The sequence below is a fragment of the Paenibacillus xanthanilyticus genome (assembly GCF_042682185.1).
In the GTDB taxonomy this organism is placed as follows: Bacteria; Bacillota; Bacilli; order Paenibacillales; family Paenibacillaceae; genus Paenibacillus_Z; species Paenibacillus_Z xanthanilyticus.
The window spans coordinates 1926102-1944963 of sequence record NZ_JBHUHA010000001.1; the positions used below are offsets into that span (position 1 = coordinate 1926102).

The following is an 18862-nucleotide window of genomic DNA, read 5'->3' on the forward strand; positions in this document are numbered from 1 at the left end:
TCCCCCTCCGTCAAGGGCAAGACCTTTACATGTCTTAACCACGACGTTTATCATAGCCTATCCGGCATCCCACTGTCAAGCATTTTCCCTTGTCAGTTTTACGATTCCGATTGTTCGCCTTCCGCCGACTGAATGAGGCCCGCGAATAGCGCGTGTACGAACTGTTCGGAATCGAATTCCTGCAGGTCGTCCATCTTCTCGCCGAGACCGACCAGTTTGACCGGCAACTGCAGTTCATTGCGGATCGCGATCACGATGCCGCCTTTCGCGGTACCGTCCAGCTTCGTCAATACGAGTCCGGATACGCCGCTCTTCTCGCCGAACAGCTTCGCTTGGCTGAGCGCGTTCTGACCCGTCGTCGCGTCTAGCACGAGCAGCACTTCATGGGGTGCGCTCGGTACTTCGCGCTGAATGACGCGGAAGATTTTGTTCAGCTCCTCCATCAGATTCGCCTTGTTCTGCAAACGGCCGGCCGTATCGCACAGCAGCACGTCCACGCCGCGTTGTTTGGCCGCTTGCACGGCATCATACATGACAGCGGCTGGATCCGCGCCCGACGATTGCTTGATAACGTCGACTCCGACGCGCTGTCCCCACACTTCCAGCTGTTCGATCGCGCCCGCACGGAACGTATCGCCCGCCGCCATCAGTACTTTTTTCCCCTCGCTCTTGAACTTGTGCGCGAGTTTGCCGATCGTCGTCGTCTTCCCGACCCCGTTAACGCCGACGAACAGGATGACCGTCAATCCGCTAGGCGCCATGCGCAGTTGGTTGTCCTCGTCGCCCTTCAGCAGGCCGACCAGCTTCTCGGACAGTACCGGCTGCAGCTCGGACGCGTCTTCGATCTTCCGCTTCTTCACCTCGACGCGCAATTCGTCGATCAGCGTCATAACCGTGTTAACGCCTACGTCCGCCCCGATCAGAATTTCCTCCAGCTCTTCATAGAATGCCTCGTCGATCTTTTTGCGACGTAAAATCAGCTCCTCGACGCGTTCGACGAACGCGGAGCGCGTCTTGGTCAGCCCTTCCTTAAACTTGTTCGTGACGCTCTCGGTTTTCTGCGAAATGCTATCTTTCAGTTTCTTGAAAAAACTCATGTTATCCCTCCATCCATTGGTGCCGAAAGCGTAAAGCAGCGGATCCGTTATTACCGATCCGCCGCCGCCTTCGTCTATCTATGCCGGCCGTTTGGCCATGTACGTCTCGCTTCGCCTTAAGCGCTCTCCGCGGAGAACGGATCTTCTTCTTCCAGTCTGACCGAGACGAGCTTCGAAACGCCGCCTTCCTCCATCGTGACGCCGTACAGCACGTCCGCTTCTTCCATCGTGCCTTTGCGGTGCGTGACGACGATGAATTGCGTGAGGGAGGAGAATTCGCGCAAATACTGCGCGAACCGCGCCACATTCGCTTCGTCCAACGCGGCTTCGACTTCGTCAAGCACGCAGAACGGAACCGGCTTAACCTGCAAAATCGCGAACAACAGTGCGATCGCCGTCAATGCCCGCTCGCCGCCGGATAGCAGCTGCAGATTCTGAAGTTTCTTCCCTGGCGGCTGGGCGACGATATCGATGCCGCTGTCGAGTACCCGGTCGGGGTCGACCATGATCAAATCCGCCCGTCCGCCGCCGAACAGCTTCGCGAATACGACGACGAAGTGCCCGCGTATGGCCTCGAAAGTGGTGCTGAAGCGTCTCGACATCTCGTCGTCCATCTCGCGAATGACTTGATACAGCGTCGTCTTCGCTTCGATCAGGTCGTTCTTCTGCTCATCCAGGAATTCATACCGTTCCTTCACGCGCTCGTACTCGTCAATCGCGCCTAAATTCACTTCGCCCAGCGCGCTTATTCTGCGCTTCAAGTCGCGAACCTCGGTCTGCAGCGCCTGCACATCTTCGGGCACCGGATATTTCGTCTTCGCCAACTCGTAGCTGAGCTCGTATTCCTCGCTAAGTTTGCGCAGCAGATTGTCGAGCTCGACGTCGAGACGGTTCGCGGCGATTTCGGTCTGCCGCATTTGTTCTTCGACAGAACGAAGCTGGGTCCGCTGCTCCTTCGTCTCGCTCTCGCCTTGTTCCAGCTCCCGCATCATCTCCGCCCGTTCGGCTCGCTTCAGATCGGTCTGCTCGGCGCACTTCTCCTTCTGGATGCGAAGCGCGTTGAGCTGTTCGATCTGGCGGACGCTCTCGTCCGCATGCTGCGAACCGTCCTCGTTCTGTCTGGCGAACATGTCGCGCAGCCCAGACAGTTCTTGCTTGGAACGCGTCACATCCGCGCGAACGCGGGAAGCTTGATCCTCGAATGCTTGCTTTTCCCGCTCGGCCTTCGCCACCGCGATCTTCAGGTCGGTCAGCTGATCCTGCAGCTGCTCCTTGGCGGATTCGTTCGCCTTGCGCTGCTCCTCGGCAATCCGGATCGCTTCCTGCAGCTTCGTCTCCTGCGCGGTCATCTCCTGCAGCTTGCGCTCCGCTTCGGCCGCGGATGCCAGCAGCTGCTCGCGTTCGGAACGATGACCCGTGCTATCGGATTCGAACAACTGTCGCTGTTCGGTCAAATGGCGGTTCTCGTTCTCCATCTGCTGCAGCTCGGCGCGCAAGTGCTGCTCGTCGATGCGAAGCTGTTCGCCCGCGCTGCGAAGCTCGTCGATATTCTGGCTTCGGATCGATTGTTCTTTGCGCAAATCGGAGATTTTGTCCCTGAGCTTGACCAACTGCAAATCCGTCGTCTTCACCTCGGCATCCAGCTCTTCGATCTGACGCGTCCGGCCGAGCAGACTCGCGCCCTTCTTCTGCAGGCTGCCCCCGGTCATCGAACCGCCGGCATTGACGACGTCGCCTTCCAGCGTCACGACGCGGAACCGGTATTGGCACTTCGCCGCGATCCGGTTCGCCTGCTCCAGCGTCTCCGCTAGTAGCACATTGCCGAGCAAGTTATCGACGATGGAGGCATAGCGCGGCTCGCTGTCGACAAGATCCGCGGCCACGCCGACGAATCCTTCCACGCTGGCCGCCATGCGCTTGTCCTGCTCCGGCACGCTGCGCCCGCGTATAACGTCGAGCGGCAGGAAGGTCGCCCGGCCTAGCTGCCGTTGTTTCAGGAATGCGATCCCGGCTCTCGCGGTACGCTCGTCCGTCATGACGATATGCTGCAGCGCGGCGCCAAGCGCGGTCTCCACCGCGGTCTCGATCCGTGCCGGCACGCGAATGAGTTCCGCTACTGCGCCGTGCACGCCCTCCAACCCTCCGCTGGCGCGCCTTGAAGCCTTAAGCACTTCCCGGACACCCTGCATAAAGCCGTCCATACCGTCTTGCATTTCTTTCATCGTATCCCGCCGCGAGCGAAGCGCTTCCAGCTTCTGCTCCCACTTCCGGGCGGCAGCCTGCGCTTCCTCGAGCAGTCTCTGACCTTCTTGCAGCCCTTCCTGCTCGGACGCGTACTTCTCCCTGGCGCCGGCAATGTCGGCTACCGTCGCGTCCAGTCTCGCCTTCAGATCGGCTCTGCGCGCCTCCAGCTTGCCATGCTGCTCCTGCCACTTGGATTGCTCCTCGGACAAACGTTCCATGCGCCGCTGAAGCGCTTCTTCCTGTTGACCCGCATATCGGATTTCGTTGCGAAGCTGCGCCATGGCGCTCATGACCTCGAGAAGCTCGCTCTTGAGCGACTCCTCCGCCTCGCCCGAATTCGCGGCGGCCGCGCCAAGCAAGCGCGCCTCTTCCGATAGCAAGCGCCCGCGCAGATCGGTTAGTTCCGCTTCCAACGCCGCTGCTTTGCCGCGAAACTCGGCTTCTTCCTTCGTAAGCGCCGCGATACGCTCGGTCAAGGCGCCGATCGAGCTTTCCAGCTGCGAGCGATTCTGTTCGAGGTTCTTCTTCCGTTCCTTCAATACCTCGCCGTAGCCTTCGCATTTCTCGTACTCTTCGCTGTACTGGAGCATCGACTCGTGAAGACGGTCGAGCGTCTCCTCAATTTCTCTCAGCTTGAGCCGGTCCTTCTCAAGCAGGGCGTCATGCTTGCTTACGACGGTCGTCAGCGCAAGCTGTTCGTTCTCCAGCTTCTTCAGCTTCTCGCTCGCTTCCGTCCATGTGCGATGGACCGTCTCGATATTGTGCACGTACATGGAAATTTCCGAGCTCTTCAGCTGTTCGCGCAGCTCCTTGTACAGGCGGGCTTTCTCGGATTGCTCCCGAAGCGGCTCGACCTGATCCTCCAATTCCGATACCAAGTCGTGAATCCGCAGCAAGTTCTGCTCGGTATCGTCCAGCTTGCGCTGCGCTTCGCGCTTGCGTGACTTGTATTTCACGATGCCGGACGCCTCTTCGAAAATGCCTCTGCGGTCTTCCGAACGGGTGCTCAAAATCTCTTCGATTCGGCCCTGTCCGATGATCGAGTAGGCTTCCTTGCCGATCCCGGTATCCATGAACAGTTCCGTAATATCTTTCAGCCTGCACGGCTGCTTATTGATCATATATTCGCTGTCGCCGCTCCGATGAACGCGTCTCGTTACGGTGACCTCGTTGTATTCGAGCGGGAGCGCATTGTCGCTGTTGTCCAGCGTGAGCGATACTTCCCCGATGTTGACCGCTTTGCGGGCGTCGCTGCCGGCGAAAATGATATCCTCCATCTTCCCGCCGCGCAGGCTTTTGGCGCTCTGCTCGCCAAGTACCCAGCGTATGCTGTCGCTGATGTTGCTCTTTCCGCTGCCGTTCGGGCCGACAACCGCTGTGATGCCTCGGACGAATTCAAGCTCCGTCTTATCGGCGAACGATTTGAAACCCGCGAGTTCTATCCTTTTCAGGAACATAGCTTATGCCTTCACCTCAACGATTATTGTACCATACTTGTCTGAAAAGGACAGGTTGTTTTCACTGGCGCGCTCGCCGGCCGGGCGCTAAAAAATCCCGGTTTGCTGGGCAGACCGGGATCATGCAGGCCATATAAGGAGAAACCGCGTTACGCTTCGCTGCCGAGCTTGCGCCAGGCTTCCGCGGCCGCTTGCTGCTCCGCTTCCTTCTTCGTCCGTCCGATGCCGGATCCGAGCACTCGTTCGCCAATCGACACTTCCGCGACGAATTCGCGGTCATGGGCAGGCCCCCGCTCTTCCGCGATCCGGTATTCGATCAGCCCCATGCCATTATGCTGCGCCTTCTCCTGAAGCATCGACTTGTAGTCTTTCACGAGTAGACCGCCATCGCCGTCGATGTAAGGGAACATATAGGTTTTGAGAAAAACCTGAACCGATTCCAACCCTTGATCGAGGTATATCGCGCCGACAAACGACTCGAACAGATCCGCCAACAAGGCTTGCCTTTGGCGGCCGCCTAGCTGCTCTTCCCCGCGACCGAGCAGGACATGGGCGCCTAGTTCGAGCATTTCCGCAAACCGCGCCAACGACGGCTCGCAAACGATCGATGCACGCATACGGGTCAACTGTCCTTCCGGCCGTTCCGGGAACGTGCGGTACAAATACTCGGATACCGTCAGTTGAAGAACCGCGTCTCCCAGAAACTCCAGCCGCTCATTGTGCTCCGTGCTGCTTTTCCGGTGTTCGTTGACGTAAGACGTATGGGTGAACGCCTGCCGGAGCAGGCGCGGTTTGCGGAAGCGGAGCTGCAGACGCTGCTGCAGCTCCTCGAATGCATCATGCTTCATATTTCTTCAAGATAATCGTCGCGTTATGGCCGCCGAACCCGAACGAATTCGAAAGCGCAATGCGAACGTCAGCTTGACGAGGCGTATTCGGAACGTAGTCCAGATCGCATTCCGGGTCCTGATCGTCAAGGTTGATGGTTGGCGGGATAATGCCGTTCTGCAAGGTAAGGCCGAGAATAACCGCTTCGACGCCGCCGGCCGCGCCGAGCAAATGGCCTGTCATTGATTTGGTCGAGCTGACGGCCAGCTTGTACGCATGGTCGCCGAACGCCTTCTTGATCGCGCTCGTCTCGGACTTGTCGCCCACCGGCGTCGATGTGCCGTGCGCGTTGATATAGTCGATCTCGGAAGGCTCAAGCCCGCCGTCCTTCAATGCGCGGATCATACAGCGCGCCGCGCCGTCCGGATCCGGTTCGGTCATGTGGTGGGCGTCTCCGCTCATGCCATAGCCGATTACTTCCGCATAGATGTGGGCGCCGCGCTGCTGCGCATGCTCCAGCGACTCGAGGATGAGCACGCCCGAGCCTTCGCCCATGACGAATCCGTCGCGCCCCGTATCGAACGGACGGCTTGCCTTCTCCGGCTCGTCGTTGCGCGTGGACATCGCCCGCATGGAGCAGAACCCCGCAAGTCCGGTTGGGCGGATCGTTGCTTCCGCGCCGCCACAGATCATGACGTCCGCGTCGCCGCGCTGAATCATCTTGTACGAGTCGCCAATCGAGTGCGTCCCCGTCGCGCAGGCCGTGACGGCCGTGCTGTTCGGGCCTTTGGCGCCTGTCGCCATCGAGACTTGGCCGGAAGCCATGTTCGCGATCATCATCGGGATGAAGAACGGGCTGACGCGCTTCGGTCCTTTCTCGAGCAAGATATTATGCTGGTCTTCCCACGTGCCAAGACCGCCGATGCCCGAGCCGATCATGACGCCTACCCGCTCAGGATCGACATTCTCCCCAATTGCAAGCTGCGCGTCCTTCACGGCCGATTGGCTCGCGACGACGGCAAATTGGACGAAACGGTCCATCCGGCGCGCTTCCTTCTTATCAATCCCGTAATCTTCGGGATTAAAATTCTTTACTTCCGCCGCGATCTGGGTCGGATACTCGGATACGTCGAACGCTTCAATGCGCGAAACGCCGGACTTGCCCTCCATCAGATTGCCCCAGAACTGCTGCAAATCGGAGCCGAGCGCTGTCATTACGCCCATGCCCGTTACCACGACTCTATGTTTCATTCTCTTCACCTCTTGGTTGAACTGCTATTGCAAAACACGGTGATGCGCTGTATGTAATCTATAAAAATCGCGATAAGCGCTTGCTGTTATTCGGGTAGACCTGACTAAAATGAAGCGCAAGATGGAGAGAAGTCCCGTCTGTTACAACGGGACTCGTCCAAATCTTACGTATGAGATTGTATGTAATTCACTACTTCTCCCACACTGGTGATTTTCTCTGCATCTTCATCAGAGATTTCCATATCGAATTCATCTTCCAGCTCCATGACGAGTTCTACGACGTCAAGAGAGTCAGCGCCGAGGTCGTCTTTAAACGACGCTTCGAGCGTAACTTCAGACTCGTCAACGCCAAGGCGGTCGATAACGATGCGCTTCACACGATCCAATACATCGGACATCCGGTTCACCTCCTCCAAAGTATTATACGAGAATTGAGGACAAAATGCCATACGCGACACGGCTTCCGCCTGAAAGCGTTTAAGCCCCCGCGGCTTCGGCTACATATACATGCCGCCGTCGACGTGAATGGTTTGGCCGGTCATGTAAGAAGCCGCCTCGGATGCCAGGAAACGAACCGCGTTGGCGATATCTTCAGGCTGTCCCAGCCGCGCGAGCGGAATGCCTTCCGACAGCTTGGCCCGCGCTTCTTCCGGCAATTTGTCCGTCATATCGGTCTGGATAAATCCAGGCGCGACGCAATTGACGGTAATGCCTCTGGAAGCCAGTTCGCGCGCGGTCGATTTCGTTAACCCGATTACGCCTGCCTTCGCTGCCACGTAGTTAGCCTGCCCAGGATTGCCGAGCGCCCCTACGACCGAGGAAATATTAATGATACGGCCCGAACGCTGCTTCATCATCGGCCGCGTCACGGCCTTGATGCCGTTGAACACGCCCTTCAGATTCGTCTCGATCACTTCGTCGAACTCTTCTTCCTTCATCCGCATAATCAAATTATCGCGCGTAATGCCGGCATTGTTCACCAAGATATCGATGGCGCCGAACGTATCGACGACCTGCTTGACCATCGCTTCGAATTCCGAAGCTTTGCCGACGTTCGCTTGAATGAGCAAAGAACGTCGCCCGAGCGCCTCGACCGCTTTCGCCGTCTCGGCGGCTGCCGCCTCGCTGCCCGCGTAATTGATCGCGACGTCCGCGCCGGCTTCGGCCAACGCAATCGCGATTGCCCTTCCGATTCCGCGGGATGCGCCGGTGACCAGCGCTGTCTTGCCAGTTAAGGATGCAAACAAGTGGATATCCCCCTTTACGATTGGCTGCGGCTCTAGCAGATTGCTGCATGCCCAACCTTTCGGTTGTACACGCAAACCAATCTGGTCTAGCAGAATGCTGCATGTCCTACCTTTCGGTTGTACACGCAAACCAATCTGCTATGCTTCAATCGAAGCCGCGGAATTAACGGAAACAACCGTAACCGACTTATCAATCTTCTTGATCAGTCCCGCCAGCACGGTTCCGCTGCCGATTTCATAGAACGTGTCGACGCCTTGGGCGATCAAATAGCGGATGCTGTCCTCCCAAAGCACAGGCGAGAACACCTGCTCGGCGAGCAAACGCCGGATGTCGTCCTTGCCGACGACCGCCTCGGCCGTCACGTTCGCCACGACCGGCACGGCCGCATCGTTGAGCGAAAGCTCCGACAACACGCCGGACAGACGGTCGGCGGCCGGCTTCATCAGGGACGAATGGAAAGGACCGCTTACTTCCAGCGGGATAACCCGCTTGGCCCCAGCCTCCTTACCGCGTTCGACGATAGCTTGAACGCCTGCCGCCGTACCGGAGACGACGATCTGACCCGGACAGTTCACGTTCGCCAGCTCCACGGCGCCCGCTTCCGCGCTTGCCTTCGCGCATAATGCGGCAAGCGCATCGCGCTCCGCGCCAAGCACGGCCGCCATGGCGCCCTGTCCGTTCGGGACCGCTTGCTCCATGAACTCGCCGCGCGCCCGAACGGTGCGTACCGCATCCTCGAACGACATCACGCCGGCCGCGACCAGGGCGCTGTACTCGCCTAGACTATGGCCTGCCACGTAATCCGGATTGACGCCGCGCGCCTTGAACGCTTCGAGCAGCGCTACGCTTACCGTCAGCAGCGCCGGCTGCGTGTTCGCGGTCTGCTTCAGCGTCTCCTCCGGCCCTTCGAAAATAATCGAGCTTAACGAAAATCCCAGCGCCTCGTCGGCGCGGTCGATGATCGCGCGTGACGCTTCGATGCTATCGTAAGCGTCCTTGCCCATTCCGACCGCTTGCGCGCCTTGACCGGGGAATACGAATGCGATTTTACCCACTTCTCTCAACCTCCACGATAAATTCGGCTTACCAGACGAGAACGCTCGCGCCCCAAGTCAAGCCGCCGCCGAAGCCGACCAACACGAGCTTGTCGCCTTCTTGGACTCGACCTTGCTCGACCGCTTCCGCCAGCGCGACCGGAATCGAGGCCGCCGACATGTTGCCGTATTTGTCCAGGTTGATCATGCTTTTCTCTTCCGGTAAATCCAGTCGGTTCAGCGCCGAATGAATAATGCGGATGTTCGCTTGATGCGGGACAAGCAGGTCGATCTCGCTCTTGTCCATGCCCGCCTTGCGCAGCGCTTCTTCGGCCGCGCTGCCCATGATGCGCACCGCGAACTTGAACACCTCGTTGCCGGCCATGAACAGATAGTGCGCTTTGCTGTCGACCGATTCCTTGGTGGATGGCAGTCTGGACCCTCCGCCGCGCACGTTCAACAACTCGCCCCCGCTTCCGTCAGCTCCCAGCTCGAACGACTTGAAGCCACGTCCTTCGGGCACTCGGCCGAGCACGACGGCGCCCGCGCCGTCGCCGAACAGGATGCACGTATTCCGATCCGTGTAATCCGTGATGCGGGATAAACACTCCGCGCCGATGACGAGCACGTGCCGGTACATGCCCGTGGCGATCATATTCGAGGCCGTCGCGAGCCCGTAGATGAACCCGGAGCACGCCGCCGACAAGTCGAACGCGGCCGCTTTCTTCGCGCCGAGCTTCTCTTGCACCAAACAAGCGGTTGACGGGAAGAACATATCCGGCGTAATCGTCGCCACGAGGATCAAATCCAAGTCTTCCGCCGCTACGCCGGATGCTTTCAGGGCCGCCTCGGCCGCATGGAAGGCCAGGTCGCTGGTCGCCTGTTCGGGCGATGCGATCCGGCGCTCCCGAATCCCCGTGCGGGTCACGATCCATTCGTCGTTTGTCTCTACCATCTGTTCCAAATCATGATTTGTTAAAATGCGTTCCGGGACGTACTTGCCCGTGCCGATAATTCCTACCGGATATAATTGCATGCCGCTCACTCACTTCCCGCTGAATTCCGATGCGATCGCCTCGACCAGCCGGCTCTGGATGGCGGTGCGGGCTTTGCCCACCGCGTTCTTCACCGCTTGATCATTCGACGATCCGTGACATTTCAGCACTAAACCGTTCACGCCCAGCAACGGGCCGGCTCCATGCTCTTTGTAATCCATTTTGGCGCGCATCGATGCGAGCTTCGGCTTAATCACCGCGCCCGCGAGCTTCGTCAGGAACGTGCTCATGATGGCGTCGCGCACGCCGCGCATAACAACGCTCGCCGTGCCTTCCATCGTCTTGAGCAAAATGTTGCCCGCGAATCCGTCACAGATCAGGACGTCGCAATTGCGCAGCAGCACATCGCGCGACTCCACGTTGCCGATGAAGTTAATCGGCGCCTGCTCCAGCAAGGTGTAAGCGGCCTTGGTTAATTCGTTGCCCTTCATCGCCTCGGTGCCGACATTCAGCAGACCGACGCGCGGATTGTTCATGCCGTGCACCTTCGTGCGGTAAATACTGCCCATGACCGCATATTGCGCGAGATGCTCGGGTTTGGCATCCATGTTGGCGCCCAAGTCGAGCGCAAGCATGCCGACGTCGTCCATCGTCGGGAGCATCGGAGCAAGCGCCGGACGCTCGATCCCGTCGATGCGGCCGACGATCAAAAGCCCCGTCGTCATCAGCGCGCCCGTATTACCAGCTGACAGCATCGCGTCCGCTTTGCCCTCGCGGACGAGCGTACCCGCCATCACCATGGACGATCCTTTCTTGCGCCGGACCGCCTTCACCGGCTCGTCGTCCGGACCGATGACGTCGTCCGCATGCACGATCGATACGTTCGCCGGCTTATTCCCTTCGAACAACGGCTCGATCTGCGCCGTATCTCCGACCAGCAGCAGCTGCGTATCCGGCCATTCTCTAGCCGCGGCCAGCGCCCCCTTCACGATCTGGGACGGCGCGTGGTCGCCGCCCATTGCATCAATTGCGACCCGCAAGTCAGTTCCCTCCTTCGATGATTGCATCTCCCGCGGACCGGTAGATGACGAAGTGTCCTTGGAAGACCATCTCGTCGCCTACGTACGAGAACACTTCCACCTTCGCCTTGTTCTTCTCGCCCGAGATCGAGCGCACATACGCCTTCGCGATACACTTCTCACCCAGCCGGACGGAGCGCACGAATCGGATGTCGGCCGTGGCCGTCAGCGCGATCTCATCGTTAATGACCGCGACGGCCAGCGAGTTCGCCTGGGCGAAAACATGATGGCCGCGCGCGATGCCAGTGCGGGAAAACACGTGTTCATCACGGATTTCAAACATGGAGATGCCGCTCCGGTCCAGTTGCAGATCGACGATATCGCCGATGACCTCGTGGAGCGGAAGCGATTTGACCGCGTCGTATGAACGTTCCGCCATCAATTTCATCCGCTCCCGGAGCTCTGGTATGCCAAGCTCCATCCGGTCGAGCCTTACGGTCTGTATGCTGACCTTGAGCTGCCTCGTTAATTCCCTATCGGTAATAAAAGGATTCTCTTCGATTAACTTGGATAATTGCTGATGCCGCTGCCGTTTCGGTACGCGTTCGATGGCCCGCACCACCTTTGCCGAATGTTGAGCCAGTATGTAACGCCTTGCGGCGGATAACCGCCCGCGAAGTTGGCGGGATGCGGGCACATACGAACTCATCTTGCCGTGCGCAGCGCCAAACTTACAAGCAGCTATTATAACCTGGTACTAACTAGTATATAGAAGATGACGTGCCGAAGCAATCACCCTTGCCTAAATCGGCGACGAATCGGGGATTTTCAGCTGATTTCCGGACAAAAAAAAATAGCACCTCACCAAGGGATGAAGTACTACTTGTAAGTTGAAACTATTGTTTAATGATCTCTCTCGCCTTATACGTTCCGCATACTTTACATACACGGTGAGCCAGTTTAAGCTCTCCGCATTGCTCGCATTTTACCATACCCGGTACAGCCAGCTTGAAATGCGTACGGCGCTTGTCACGACGGGTTTTCGACGTTCTACGTTGTGGTACTGCCATGTTTCCCACCTCCTTCACAGAATTGGGCAGCGCCCTATGCGCTACTTGTTGTCCTTGAATAAATCTTTCAAAGCGGCCAGTCTGGGATCGATGCGTTCGGTCGGACAGCCGCATGCCGATTCGTTCAAATTGGCGCCGCACGAATGACAAAGCCCTTTGCAATCTTCTTTGCACATCGGGGTGAAAGGAAGCGCAAGCAGCATCGTCTCTTCGATGATCGGCTCCAGGTCCACCTTGTCCTCTTCCACGACGATGATCTCCTCGTCCTCGGCGCCGTGCTTGGCGCTCGCGGGCTTGAAGCGTTCGTGGAACGGAACGACAATCGTCTCATGGACCGGCTCCAAGCAGCGGGAGCAGGACATCTCCAGATCTAAGGAAAGCTCGCCCTCGATATGCAAGATGCCAGCTTGTCCGTAACCTTCGAGCGCAACCTTGATCGGTCCTGACTTCAGCACGTCCTTGCGGACTTCCTGAAGCCAATCCGTATTAAGATCGGCTGTGAGCGGAGTACGGCTCGCTTTGGTTGCCAGTTCCTGAACATGAATCTCCATATCATCACTCCAAACAAACAAAGTTTATTATATCGACGTTTAAATCATTTTGTCAACATTTTCACTCGCGTGATATAGTGAAAATACACTTGGAAAACGTTGGAGGGACGTCCTTGCGCACTGTAGGTCTCATCGTGGAATACAATCCGTTTCATAACGGACATCTGTATCATTTGCAGCAATCGGTCAAAATAACGGAAGCGGACGCGGTCGTGGCCGTCATGAGCGGACATTTCTTGCAGCGCGGGGAACCGGCGCTCGCGGACAAATGGACGCGGACGGAAATGGCGCTTCGCGGCGGCTGTGATTTGGTTCTGGAGCTGCCCGTCGCCTATTCCGCGCAGGCCGCGGAATGGTTCGCCTACGGCGCGGTGGCCACGCTTGCGGCTACGGGCGTCGTGGACGCGCTGTGCTTCGGCAGCGAAGGCGGCGATCTCGCGCCCATGCGGCGCGTCGCTCGCGAGCTGGCTTCCGAGAGCCCTGCTTTCGCCTCGCTGCTGGCGGACAAACTGGCCGAGGGCGTCAGCTATCCTGCTGCATACGGCGCCGTCGTGAAGGCCCATATGAGCGCGATAGGAGACGCGGAAGCCGCCGCCTTCGCATTCGATCAGCCAAATAATACGCTCGGGCTGCATTATTTGCTCGCGCTGGAGAGACTTGGCGGACCGATGACGCCCTATACGATCAAACGTGAAAAAGCCGGCTATTCCCAAACGACGATCACCGATAATCGAATAGCCAGCGCGACCGCCATTCGAAAGCTCATTCTGGAACATGGCTCGCCGGATAAGGCCGCCTCTTACATGCCCGACACAACGCTGGATCTACTTGCAGGGCGCACGGATGCACACGTTAGTTGGCGGCTGTACGAGCGTCCGCTATTCCATAAGCTGCTGTCCGAATCTGCGGAGATGCTCGCCGGGTATCATGAAGTAACCGAGGGGCTGGAGCACCGGATCAAGAATGCGCTGCCCTCGCTGCCCTCGCTCACATTCGATGCGCTGCTGGAGGCGCTCAAGACGAAACGTTACACCCGCACCAAGCTGCAGCGGGCGCTGCTGGCGATTCTCCTCGGCCACCGCAAGGCTGACATGACCCGAGAGCGGTTAACACTTGGCGTCGAATATATCCGCGTGCTCGGTTTTACGCCGAAAGGCCGCGAGCTGCTCAAAAGAATGCGTAAGGCTGCGCGTCTACCGGTGCTGCTCAGCGCGGCGGACGCGCAGGTCGATTCCCGCTATCTTCGTATGGACGTGGAAGCGACTTCCGTCTATGCGTTAGCTCAACCCAATACCGACGCCAAGACGCTATTTCGCGATTATTATGGCAGACCGGTGATGGTGGAGCGCTAGTGCCCGCCGGCTAGCCGCCGGCCTCTTCCATCGCCCGCCTCGCATCGCGGAGCGTCCCGACGCCAAGGACGCGCATGTCGGTTCCGATATCGGCCGCCTTCGCGATCGCTTCCTGCTCGTTCTCCTCGGGCACCAGAAAGACGTCCGCTCCGGCCCGATCGGCGGCCACGACCTTGTGAGAGACGCCGCCGATCGCGCCTACTTCCCCCTTCGCATTAATCGTCCCCGTTCCTGCGACGCGCATGCCCGCCGTGAGATCCCCGTCCGTCAGCTCGTCGAGCGTCTGCAGCGCGAACATGAGTCCGGCGGACGGCCCGCCAATCTCTCCGGATTGAATATCGACTTCATCTTCCGCTTTAGCAGGCTGTATCCGGCGAAGCTCGGTCAGCTTGCGTACGCCGATCATCAGCGCCGGCTGATTGGCACTTGCTTCCGCAGATAATGGGATCGCAAGCTCCGTCGTTCGCCCTTGGCGGACGACGGAAACTCGCGCCTGTCCGGCAGCCGATTCCAGGTTTAGCGCGAGAGACAGCTCGCGCAGACTCGTTACCGGCCGTCCGCCGAAGGAGACGATCTCGTCCCCGGTTCTGAACGCGCCGCCTGCGCTGCCCGCGTCGGATACGACGAGTGCATATGTCGCAATCCCGTATTCGATTCCCGCTTCCGCGTACGCCGCCTCCACCGCATCCGTCTGCGAGCCGCGCATCACAACCGCTTGCTTCTCCACGAAATCCGATTGCGTGCCGCCTCGGAACAAATCCCGCTTGCGGACCAGTTCGATATTGCCGTCCCAGGCCGAACGAATCGACTTCCATGCGTTCGCGTGCGAAAGCCGGACGGTCGTCAGCATAAACGCGCCTCTTCCCGGTTCATCCGGACTCGCGGCATGCACGAGCGGCTTCGTATAGAAAGCAAGGCCTGGTTCGTAGGCGGCGTAAGGCGTCGGCACATAGAGCAGCAGCGCCATGACTGCGGCGGTCAGCAATCCCCAGCGCACGGCCGTCCCGACCGCCCCGCCGCCTGTCAGCACCTTCCTTGCGTCCATTCCTTCACCGCCTTCGCGAAACTTGGTCTATCCTTGACGAGACAAGCGTACACTTTAGTGCTGTTTGCCATCCTGCGGGGGTCGCCCGAACAGAACCATTACTTTTACCGGGAGATGGAACCTATGGTACGTACGCTGATATTGTCCGGCTTGTCGCTGCTCGTCGTCGTCGCGATCATCGCTAGTCCCGGCGGCGCCTTTCAGGCTTCCCTGCAAGGTCTATCCGTCTGGTGGAATATCGTATTCCCCGGCCTGCTCCCCTTCTTAACCCTCTTGGAGCTCATGATGGCTTTCGGCGCGGTACACGGAATCGGACAACTGCTGAATCCGCTCATGCGCCGCACGTTCAAACTCCCCGGCGAAGCGGGCGTCGCCCTCGCGATCGGCTGGAGCGGCGGTTATCCGGCCGGCGCCGAATCCGCCGGCGCGCTCCGCAAGCGGAACGCGGTATCCCGCAGCGAAGGGCAGCGGCTGCTTGCGCTTGCGCATATGCCGAATCCGTTATTCGTGCTGCTCGTCGTCGGCGCCGGTTTCCTGCATCGTCCCGGGCTTGGGGCCGCCATCCTGATCTCGATCTGGACAGCCGGCTTGCTTGTCGGACTGGCTCACAGCTTGTTCGTCCCGGAGCGGCGTGAGCCCGATGGCGATCGAGCCGAGCTCGGCGTGCTCCGGCGCGCCGCCCGCGCCATGAAGGAAGCACGGCGGCTGGACGGCCGCACGTTCGGCAAAGCGCTAGGCGACGCGGTGACCGCTTCGGTGGCCAAATTGATGGCCGTCGGCGGGTTCATGATACTTGGTTCTGTCGCCGTTCAGCTGGCGACGCCGCTCTTCATGGGCATGCTGCCGCCGGCCTTGCTGCCCGCCATCATCGAAAGCCATATCGGCGCTTACGCGGCGTCGACCGCGCCTTTCTCCGGGATGACATGGAACGCGGCTGCCGCCGCGGCCGCGTTAAGCTTCGGCGGCATCACGGCGCTTCTTCAAGCCGGCGGGTCGCTCGGCTCGGTCGACCTCAGCATCTGGCGGCTTGCGCTCAATCGGCTGCTCCAGGCCGTGCTTGCCTTCGGCATCGCGCTCGTCGTCGCCGATCCGGTCTCGAGACTTCTCGCCCCGCTGCTGACGAGCGCCCAGCCGGTTCTGCAGCAGGGAGAACGCGTGCCATCCGCGATCGGCTACCGGATTTCCGAGCTCCCCTCGGTATGGAGCTTTGCCCCGTTACTGGTCGCCGCGTTCGCGGCTGCGATCGGCCTGCTGGCGCTTCTGTCCTACGGCTTATCCCGCAAAAGCTGACGGGTCGACGCATCCAGAGCCGCGCTTTTAGTTGTACTTCTCGATCAGCGCCTTCTCTACGCCGGGCGGAACGAGGTCCTTGACGTTGCCATTGAACTTGGCGATCTCCTTCACGATGCTGGAGCTCAAGTACGAGAATTTCGGATTCGTCATCATGAAAATCGTTTCGATCTCGCTATCGAGCTGATGGTTCGTCGACGCCATTTGCAGCTCGTACTCAAAGTCCGTTACCGAGCGGATTCCTCGCACGATAACGTGCGCGTCGCGGGAGCGCATAAAGCGCACGAGCAGATCGCGGAAGCTGTCAAGCGATACGTTCGGCAAATCCTTGATCGCCTCGGCCAGCAGCTCCTTGCGCTCGTCCACCGTAAAGAGAGGGCTCTTGCTCGTGTTGTTCAATACCGCGACGATGACGTGATCGAATTGCTTGGATGCCCGTTGAATGATATCCAAATGCCCAAGCGTAACCGGATCGAAGCTGCCCGGATACACGGCGATGCGTTTGCCAATGACCGACATATTATAGTTCCTCCGTTTGCGTCTCGCCGGCTGCCGGCTCGTGCCGGTACACCGTGACGGCAGTATCGCCGTAGCGAGCATGTTTCAATTGGATGTACGAGGCGAACTGCTCCGGATAGACATGGGCGGCATCGTGTTCGACGATGACGCGCGCCCCGTCCTCGAGCAGTCCCCGCTGCGCCAATTCGCTCATCATCGCGTCCATTTCCTTCATCCGGTACGGCGGATCAAGGAAAACGAGCGCAAATCGCTCCCCCCGCTTCTCCAACACCTTGATCGCCCTGCCTGCCTCGTTGCGGTAGATCTCCGCCTGCTGCGTCAAGCCCGCGGCCTGCACGTTCTGCTTGATCACCTCTATGCTTAACCGTTCCATGTCAATAAACACGGCCCGCTCCATTCCCCTGCTTAACGCCTCGATGCCCAAGCCCCCGGTGCCAGCGAATAAATCGAGCACCATGCCCCCATCGAAATAAGGACCGATCATGCTAAAAATCGCTTCTTTCACTTTATCGGTCGTCGGGCGGGTGTTGCTCCCTGGTACCGCTTTCAGCGGGCGGCCTTTCGCCGTCCCTGCGATGACTCTCACTTGCTGTTTCCCCTTTCTGATTTCAACCGGACTGCTGCTATCGTACCATACAACTTCGCTCTTGTTAAACCGCCGCGCGAATCCGCGGTTCGATCATTTTAGGCATGCCGCCGCCCCCCTTCGCCTATATATGAGTAAACGATATTCCCCCATACCCCATAGTCAGTCTGCCAAATCGCAAAAATGCTGCATGTTCAACTCGGGTTGAGGGCGGAATGCTGCATGTCCAACCTCCGGTTGTACACGCAAACCAATCCGCCTACGCAAACCAATTCGCTTACACCAACCAATTCGCTTACACCAACCAATTCGCTCTAGGAGCGTGAAATTATGGACGCCGGAACGCGATTGTTTCGAACCGCCCTGCTCGGCCTGGCCGGCAACCGCGCGGCACGCAAGCTCTCTGAACGGTACGGCATGCGGCTGGGCGCCGGCCGGTTCGTCGCCGGAGAAACGATGGAGGAATCGCTGAAGCACGCCAAAAGGCTGAACAATGCCGGTATCGCGGTCACCCTCGACCTGCTTGGCGAAAGCATTCAATCGCTGGAAGAAGCCAAAGCCAGCGAGCTCGGCTACGTCGATCTGCTGCAGGCGATCGACCGCGATCAGATAAACGGCAATGTATCGCTAAAGCCGACGCAATTCGGGCTTGCGCTTGATCCGGACATCTGCTACGACAGCATCCGCACCGTCGTGCGCGAAGCAGACCGGCTCGGATTGTTCGTCCGGCTGGATATGGAAGACAGCCCGTGGACGGACGCCACGATCGATATCGTGCGCCGGCTTCACGCGGAAGACTTGAAGAACGTCGGCACGGTCATTCAGGCCTATCTGTACCGCAGCGTACAGGACGTGAAGCAGTTGAGCGCCGAGCGGGTCAACCTTCGGCTCGTGAAAGGCGCATACAAGGAACCGGCCAGCATTGCCTTCCCCGCCAAAAAGGATGTGGACAGCAATATGCGGCGGCTCATTCGCGCCCGGCTCGAAAGCGGAGAGTATACGGCGATCGCCACCCACGACGAGACGATCATCCGCTGGGTCAAATCGTACGCCCGGTCGCGCCGGATTCCGAGAACCGCGTTCGAGTTCCAGATGCTCTACGGCATCCGAACCGCGCTGCAGGAGTCGCTCGCCCGCGAAGGCTATACCGTTCGCAGCTACGTTCCATTCGGACGAAGCTGGTATCCGTATTTCGTGCGGCGGCTCGCGGAGCGTCCCGCCAATGTCACGTTCATCGTGAAAAGCCTATTTAAACGCGGCTAGCAAGGAGGCGGAT

18 protein-coding genes are annotated in these 18862 nt (G+C 59.0%); 3 read left to right on the forward strand and 15 right to left on the reverse strand.

Features of this window, described 5'->3' with window-relative positions; translation table 11 throughout:
- Nucleotides 1-98: 98 nt before the first annotated feature.
- The 12 genes from ftsY to ACFSKT_RS07990 form a co-directional block, all read right to left on the reverse strand.
- Nucleotides 99-1097 carry a signal recognition particle-docking protein FtsY gene (ftsY, locus tag ACFSKT_RS07935; RefSeq protein ID WP_377722222.1) on the reverse strand — a complete coding sequence of 333 codons (999 nt, stop codon included), beginning with the start codon at nt 1095-1097 and terminating at the stop codon, nt 99-101.
- A 116-nt stretch (nt 1098-1213) separates the two neighbouring features.
- Nucleotides 1214-4798, reverse strand: coding sequence for a chromosome segregation protein SMC (gene smc / locus ACFSKT_RS07940; protein ID WP_377722223.1), 3585 nt, complete (start codon nt 4796-4798; stop codon nt 1214-1216).
- A 149-nt stretch (nt 4799-4947) separates the two neighbouring features.
- A complete protein-coding gene (gene rnc / locus ACFSKT_RS07945) occupies nt 4948-5646 on the reverse strand; it encodes a ribonuclease III (protein WP_377722224.1) in 699 nt (232 codons plus the stop codon).
- Nucleotides 5636-6877: a beta-ketoacyl-ACP synthase II gene (gene fabF, locus ACFSKT_RS07950; RefSeq protein WP_377722225.1), complete on the reverse strand. Its 1242-nt coding sequence runs from the start codon at nt 6875-6877 to the stop codon at nt 5636-5638. Before fabF ends, rnc begins: the two co-directional genes overlap by 11 nt.
- Before the next feature lie 164 nt (nt 6878-7041).
- Nucleotides 7042-7275: an acyl carrier protein gene (acpP, locus tag ACFSKT_RS07955; RefSeq protein WP_377722226.1), complete on the reverse strand. Its 234-nt coding sequence runs from the start codon at nt 7273-7275 to the stop codon at nt 7042-7044.
- Between the two features lie 99 nt (nt 7276-7374).
- On the reverse strand, nt 7375-8124 hold the full coding sequence (fabG, locus tag ACFSKT_RS07960) for a 3-oxoacyl-[acyl-carrier-protein] reductase (protein WP_377722227.1): 750 nt from the start codon (nt 8122-8124) through the stop codon (nt 7375-7377).
- A gap of 138 nt (nt 8125-8262) precedes the next feature.
- Nucleotides 8263-9180 carry an ACP S-malonyltransferase gene (fabD, locus tag ACFSKT_RS07965; protein ID WP_377722228.1) on the reverse strand — a complete coding sequence of 306 codons (918 nt, stop codon included), beginning with the start codon at nt 9178-9180 and terminating at the stop codon, nt 8263-8265.
- Nucleotides 9181-9208: 28 nt separating this feature from the next.
- Nucleotides 9209-10195 (reverse strand): beta-ketoacyl-ACP synthase III, encoded by a 987-nt coding sequence (locus ACFSKT_RS07970; RefSeq protein ID WP_377722858.1) that lies wholly within the window; start codon nt 10193-10195, stop codon nt 9209-9211.
- Nucleotides 10196-10204: 9 nt separating this feature from the next.
- Nucleotides 10205-11194, reverse strand: a complete 990-nt coding sequence (plsX, locus tag ACFSKT_RS07975; RefSeq protein ID WP_377722229.1) for a phosphate acyltransferase PlsX — start codon at nt 11192-11194, stop codon at nt 10205-10207.
- Nucleotide 11195: 1 nt separating this feature from the next.
- A complete protein-coding gene (fapR, locus tag ACFSKT_RS07980) occupies nt 11196-11795 on the reverse strand; it encodes a transcription factor FapR (protein WP_377722859.1) in 600 nt (199 codons plus the stop codon).
- A gap of 274 nt (nt 11796-12069) precedes the next feature.
- Complete coding sequence (rpmF, locus tag ACFSKT_RS07985; protein WP_006211382.1) at nt 12070-12243, reverse strand: 50S ribosomal protein L32; 174 nt, start codon at nt 12241-12243, stop codon at nt 12070-12072.
- A 41-nt stretch (nt 12244-12284) separates the two neighbouring features.
- Nucleotides 12285-12794: a YceD family protein gene (locus ACFSKT_RS07990; RefSeq protein ID WP_377722230.1), complete on the reverse strand. Its 510-nt coding sequence runs from the start codon at nt 12792-12794 to the stop codon at nt 12285-12287.
- A gap of 113 nt (nt 12795-12907) precedes the next feature.
- Here ACFSKT_RS07990 and ACFSKT_RS07995 point away from each other — a divergent pair, with 113 nt between their 5' ends.
- Nucleotides 12908-14146 (forward strand): nucleotidyltransferase, encoded by a 1239-nt coding sequence (locus ACFSKT_RS07995; RefSeq protein WP_377722231.1) that lies wholly within the window; start codon nt 12908-12910, stop codon nt 14144-14146.
- Nucleotides 14147-14156: 10 nt separating this feature from the next.
- Here ACFSKT_RS07995 and ACFSKT_RS08000 read toward each other — a convergent pair whose 3' ends face one another.
- A complete protein-coding gene (locus tag ACFSKT_RS08000; RefSeq protein WP_377722232.1) occupies nt 14157-15191 on the reverse strand; it encodes a YlbL family protein in 1035 nt (344 codons plus the stop codon).
- Nucleotides 15192-15314: 123 nt separating this feature from the next.
- Here ACFSKT_RS08000 and ACFSKT_RS08005 point away from each other — a divergent pair, with 123 nt between their 5' ends.
- A complete protein-coding gene (locus tag ACFSKT_RS08005) occupies nt 15315-16481 on the forward strand; it encodes a nucleoside recognition domain-containing protein (RefSeq protein ID WP_377722233.1) in 1167 nt (388 codons plus the stop codon).
- Nucleotides 16482-16508: 27 nt separating this feature from the next.
- On the opposite strand, the gene coaD is transcribed toward ACFSKT_RS08005, so the two are convergent.
- Together coaD and rsmD are read right to left on the reverse strand one after the other, a co-directional pair.
- A complete protein-coding gene (gene coaD / locus ACFSKT_RS08010; protein WP_377722234.1) occupies nt 16509-17000 on the reverse strand; it encodes a pantetheine-phosphate adenylyltransferase in 492 nt (163 codons plus the stop codon).
- 1 nt (nt 17001) lies between these two features.
- Nucleotides 17002-17607, reverse strand: a complete 606-nt coding sequence (gene rsmD / locus ACFSKT_RS08015) for a 16S rRNA (guanine(966)-N(2))-methyltransferase RsmD (RefSeq protein ID WP_377722860.1) — start codon at nt 17605-17607, stop codon at nt 17002-17004.
- Nucleotides 17608-17916: 309 nt separating this feature from the next.
- Here rsmD and ACFSKT_RS08020 point away from each other — a divergent pair, with 309 nt between their 5' ends.
- The gene (locus tag ACFSKT_RS08020; RefSeq protein ID WP_377722235.1) at nt 17917-18849 is read left to right on the forward strand and encodes a proline dehydrogenase family protein; all 933 of its coding nucleotides are present in this window, start codon (nt 17917-17919) and stop codon (nt 18847-18849) included.
- Nucleotides 18850-18862: the final 13 nt, after the last annotated feature.

Excerpts from the sequence above, each read along its gene's own strand:
- rnc (WP_377722224.1), bottom strand. The coding sequence starts at position 5,646 with ATGAAGCATGATGCATTCGAGGAGCTGCAGCAGCGTCTGCAGCTCCGC.
- ftsY (WP_377722222.1), bottom strand. The coding sequence starts at position 1,097 with ATGAGTTTTTTCAAGAAACTGAAAGATAGCATTTCGCAGAAAACCGAG.
- rpmF (WP_006211382.1), bottom strand. The coding sequence starts at position 12,243 with ATGGCAGTACCACAACGTAGAACGTCGAAAACCCGTCGTGACAAGCGC.
- fabF (WP_377722225.1), bottom strand. The coding sequence starts at position 6,877 with ATGAAACATAGAGTCGTGGTAACGGGCATGGGCGTAATGACAGCGCTC.
- ACFSKT_RS07970 (WP_377722858.1), bottom strand. The coding sequence starts at position 10,195 with ATGCAATTATATCCGGTAGGAATTATCGGCACGGGCAAGTACGTCCCG.
- smc (WP_377722223.1), bottom strand. The coding sequence starts at position 4,798 with ATGTTCCTGAAAAGGATAGAACTCGCGGGTTTCAAATCGTTCGCCGAT.
- ACFSKT_RS07990 (WP_377722230.1), bottom strand. The coding sequence starts at position 12,794 with ATGGAGATTCATGTTCAGGAACTGGCAACCAAAGCGAGCCGTACTCCG.
- coaD (WP_377722234.1), bottom strand. The coding sequence starts at position 17,000 with ATGTCGGTCATTGGCAAACGCATCGCCGTGTATCCGGGCAGCTTCGAT.
- acpP (WP_377722226.1), bottom strand. The coding sequence starts at position 7,275 with ATGTCCGATGTATTGGATCGTGTGAAGCGCATCGTTATCGACCGCCTT.
- ACFSKT_RS08005 (WP_377722233.1), top strand. The coding sequence starts at position 15,315 with ATGGTACGTACGCTGATATTGTCCGGCTTGTCGCTGCTCGTCGTCGTC.
- ACFSKT_RS08020 (WP_377722235.1), top strand. The coding sequence starts at position 17,917 with ATGGACGCCGGAACGCGATTGTTTCGAACCGCCCTGCTCGGCCTGGCC.
- ACFSKT_RS08000 (WP_377722232.1), bottom strand. The coding sequence starts at position 15,191 with ATGGACGCAAGGAAGGTGCTGACAGGCGGCGGGGCGGTCGGGACGGCC.